This is a genomic window from Mesobacillus sp., from assembly GCF_047739415.1.
Lineage (GTDB): Bacteria > Bacillota > Bacilli > Bacillales > Cytobacillaceae > Mesobacillus.
On the sequence record NZ_JBIQOE010000312.1, the window covers coordinates 1 to 4,011 of the forward strand.

Consider the following 4,011-nt stretch of genomic DNA (forward strand, 5'->3'; position numbering starts at 1 on the left):
GAAGTGAGGGTGTTACAAATTTATGAAGATTGCTCTGGTTCAGGATGGAATTTTGATTTTACGGGCTGCCCGCCGCTTTGTTCATATTTTTTTTTTGCTTCTTTTACCGGATCATGATCCATTCCAAGCTCAAGATCCTGGTTATTGATGCCGTTCCTTGTTTTTTGTTCAGGATTATTCTGCTTTGAGCGCTTCTTCAAGATGTTTCCCCTCCTGTTTAGTGATCAAGCAAAATCATATTGGTTTGGACTTGCTGGAGCTGAAGTCTCATCCGATGCAGCTGGTCGCGCTGCTGGGCATTCGCGCTGAATGCAAGCTTGGCCAAATCATTGTATGCATCCTCAAGCGCCTGCAGTGCATTGGTGAAATCGCCATCATTATAATGCTGCTGAGTTGCGGCATTCTTGTATTGATCCTGGGCAAGATTGATTGCATCCTCACATTGCTGAAGTAACTGGTCAACCGATTGACGTGTTGCCAATTGTAGCCCCTCCTTTACTTGATGCTGAAGCAAAGTCTGCTTCTTCTTTATTTTGTTCACAATACATTTTCCTATCACGATTTTGCCAATGTTTAATGATGGCAATTATGTTGGGTACACATTGTAATCTTTTTGCAATTGGATTCACGATTCCTAAATGGTACAATTTTTATTATTAATTTTTTTTGACAGACAGGCTTTAGGAGGTTTCTGGCATGAATCAGAGCAACCCTTTTTACTATGCAACAGACGATAAGCGATACCATACTTGGAATTACCATTTAAGGAACCACTTTGGCCATAAGGTTTTCAAGGTGGCACTCGATGGCGGATTCGATTGCCCTAACCGCGACGGCACGGTAGCGCACGGAGGATGCACGTTTTGCAGCGCAGCCGGATCAGGAGACTTCGCCGGTGACAGAGTAGAAGATCTCGGCACACAGTTCGCAAAGATAAAAGAAAAAATGCATACAAAATGGAAAGACGGCAAGTACATGGCCTATTTCCAGGCTTTCACCAATACTCACGCCCCAGTTGAAGTGCTGCGCGAGAAGTACGAAAGCGTATTGAATGAAGATGGAGTCGTCGGGCTTTCGATTGCAACAAGACCGGATTGCTTGCCTGATGATGTCGTGGAATATTTGGCTGAACTGAACGAGCGAACGTATTTATGGGTTGAACTAGGACTTCAAACAGTTCATGAAAAAACAGCCAATTTAATCAACCGCGCCCATGATTATGAAACATACAAAGAAGGCGTGGACAAGCTCCGTAAGCATGGCATCAGGGTTTGCTCCCATATCATCAACGGATTGCCGATGGAAACTCCGGAAATGATGATGGAGACTGCACGTGAAGTCGCGAAGCTTGATGTTCAGGGAATCAAGATCCATCTTCTTCATTTGTTGAAGGGCACCCCGATGGTTAAGCAGTATGAAAAAGGATTGCTTGAATTTCTTAGCTTTGAGGACTATGTAAAATTGGTCTGTGACCAGCTGGAGATCCTGCCTCCTGAAATGATCATCCATCGGATTACAGGGGATGGACCGATCGAGCTAATGGTCGGGCCAATGTGGAGCGTCAATAAATGGGAAGTACTGAACGCGATTGATAAAGAATTGAAGCGTCGCGACAGCTGGCAGGGGAAATTTTATACCGGGAACAAAGTGGTGATTGATAATGAAGCTTGAACGGATCCTTCCATTTGCCAGGAACCTTCTTGAAACTGCCGTGAAGCCAGGTGATATCGCTGTTGATGCCACAGTCGGCAACGGACATGACACATTATTTTTAGCCAACCTGGTCGGCTCTGCTGGCAGGATTTACGGCTTTGATATCCAGGATGAAGTGCTCATGTCCTGCAAAACGAAGCTTCGCGAATATGGTTTGCAGGATCAGGTCACACTGTTCCATACCGGACATGAAAACATCACAGAATACATCCCGCCTTTGCACTTCGGCAAAATTACCGGTGCGGTATTCAATCTCGGATATCTGCCCGGCGGCGATAAAAACATCGTCACCGTTCCTGAGACAACCATCCAGGCCATCGATCAGCTGCTGGAAATCATGGCCCCAGAAGGCATCATTGTAATTGTGATTTACCACGGACATCCCGAAGGCAAGGTAGAACGAGAGTATCTATTGCGTTATGTAAAGTCACTGGATCAAAATATCGCACATGTATTGGAATATAAATTCCTGAACCAGAAAAATAATCCGCCATTTATTATTGCGATTGAGAAGAGATAGGAAGCCTTCCCTAAAGCGAAGGCTTTTTTCTTTGGGATAAGAATGTAACCTTGCCATATCGGACATATATTTCGCTTTATGTTCCCCGTTTTTCCCTCTTGAACAGGAACGGGGCACATTTCCGGGGGTTATGTTCCCCGTTTTTTCCTCTTGGACAGGAACGGGGCACATTTTCAGGGTTTATGTTCCCCGTTTTTCCCTCTTAGACAGGAACGGGGCACATTTCCGGGGTTTATGTTCCCCGTTTTTCCCTCTTGAACAGGAACAGGGCACATTTCCGGGGGTTATGTTCCCCGTTTTTCCCTCTTGAACTGAGACCGGGCAAGTCAAAGGGTCAAAACCAAAAAAGCCAGGATTCATTACCCGGCTTTTCACAAATTCACTATCATTTAATAAACGCCTTAACCACTCCCGAAGGAACCCACCTCTGTAATGACCGATAAGCTCGTCCATTAATATAAAAGAAGTAACTGACGGGGCCGGCTGTCTTGATCATTTCCCTGGCCAGCTTCCTGATTCTTTCCTGGCGTCTTACTTTTTCATCGGACAGGTAAACGCCTAAGAGGCCGCGGTTAATCAGTTTATGGAATCTTTGATGCGGAAGCTTGGCTGTATGATGATCAGCGTTTTCCACGAAATGTCGAAGCCGCTCAAACAAAGCTTCTTCATTTTCATAGTAAAAACAGAAATTCAAATCGCCGCCTTCGCGGTCTTCTTCCTGGTCGATGAAATAATCGAGCAGGATGTGAAGGCCTTGTATGTAAGGAAAATATCCCTTGCGAATGCTGTCGGCATATTCGGGTTTAAAATCATCGCGGAGCGCGTAGCTCACCAGGCAAAAGATCCCAAGTGTCGAGCCGGTGCAGGCTGAGAATTCATACCACTCCATCTCGGGAATGTTGTCACGGTGGCCGTCAAACCATGTTTGCAGCCTTGGCACACGGTCTTTTACCTCAACATGCTTGTGGATTTGCAAATCGCAATAATAATCACAAAGATCGCTCAAATGCTGTTGGATATCCTGGTAGTGATCTAGCTCCGACAGGACTTCCCTGCAGACAGTCACCAGCTCAATGAGATATCCCCCGTCATTCTGGTCCTCCCGCTCCCGGTAATAATTTTTCAATTGGCGGTCCGGATTCAAAGCGTCTGCCATTGATTCATGCAGCCCAGCGAAATCGGCTGGATCCAATGATGTACTGCGGTCACAAAGATTATCCAGGTAATCGCTGATGGTCTGGTAAGCAACTATGAAACGGATCGCTGTTTTGTAATTCTTTTTCGCAGTCAGGCTCAAAATCGAGCCTCCTTCGCAATGGAAGGTTTTATGCTCGATACTGGCCAGTGCCTGTTTCCTTAATTCTGGGTTCGGGATTTCCTCTGCCCTGCTCTTCCAGTACGCCAGCTCCCTGTGCACTTGAGGCAGGACTTGTTTGTATACACGGTACATTAAACTGATTGGCATTGATGGAATCAACATGTATACACCTTCATCCTTTCCATGTAAAACAACACCTTCTAGTAAACATATCCAATTGCCTTCAGCTGGCTGATGACAAAATCATGTGCATAGTCAAAAACCTCTTCGCGTTCAGGTTCATTGAACACTTCATGATAGCAATTAGGCCATTCTTTATATCTTTTTTCCGACAGCGGAGCATTGTTGAACCATTCCTTGACAGAACGTTTATCCACGATCCGATCATCGCCGCCCTGCACCAGGAGCGTTGGAACGTCCTGGACTTTTCCCATGTTTTCAAAGGCTTGCTCCATTGCTG

6 protein-coding genes are annotated in these 4,011 nt (G+C 45.7%); 2 read left to right on the plus strand and 4 right to left on the minus strand.

The annotated features are described in order from the left end of the window. Positions 1-20: 20 nt before the first annotated feature. Both ACH0QE_RS25560 and ACH0QE_RS25565 read right to left on the minus strand, forming a co-directional pair. Entirely contained in the window at positions 21-200 is a 180-nt protein-coding gene (locus ACH0QE_RS25560; protein WP_023626899.1) for a hypothetical protein, read from the minus strand. 17 nt (positions 201-217) lie between these two features. Beyond that, positions 218-481, minus strand: a complete 264-nt coding sequence (locus tag ACH0QE_RS25565) for a YtzC family protein (protein WP_415803183.1) — start codon at positions 479-481, stop codon at positions 218-220. A 215-nt stretch (positions 482-696) separates the two neighbouring features. On the opposite strand from ACH0QE_RS25565, the gene ACH0QE_RS25570 reads away from it, so the two are divergent. Both ACH0QE_RS25570 and ACH0QE_RS25575 read left to right on the plus strand, forming a co-directional pair. After that, positions 697-1,671 carry a TIGR01212 family radical SAM protein gene (locus ACH0QE_RS25570; protein ID WP_415803184.1) on the plus strand — a complete coding sequence of 325 codons (975 nt, stop codon included), beginning with the start codon at positions 697-699 and terminating at the stop codon, positions 1,669-1,671. Beyond that, positions 1,661-2,233: a class I SAM-dependent methyltransferase gene (locus ACH0QE_RS25575; RefSeq protein ID WP_415803185.1), complete on the plus strand. Its 573-nt coding sequence runs from the start codon at positions 1,661-1,663 to the stop codon at positions 2,231-2,233. The genes ACH0QE_RS25570 and ACH0QE_RS25575 overlap by 11 nt, the downstream gene beginning before the upstream one ends. Before the next feature lie 385 nt (positions 2,234-2,618). Here the strand turns inward: ACH0QE_RS25575 and ACH0QE_RS25580 are convergent, their stop codons facing one another. Continuing rightward, the gene (locus ACH0QE_RS25580; protein WP_415803186.1) at positions 2,619-3,713 is read right to left on the minus strand and encodes a tetraprenyl-beta-curcumene synthase family protein; all 1,095 of its coding nucleotides are present in this window, start codon (positions 3,711-3,713) and stop codon (positions 2,619-2,621) included. 38 nt (positions 3,714-3,751) lie between these two features. After that, on the minus strand, positions 3,752-4,011 hold a 260-nt coding region (locus tag ACH0QE_RS25585; protein WP_415803187.1), incomplete at its 5' end, for an alpha/beta hydrolase.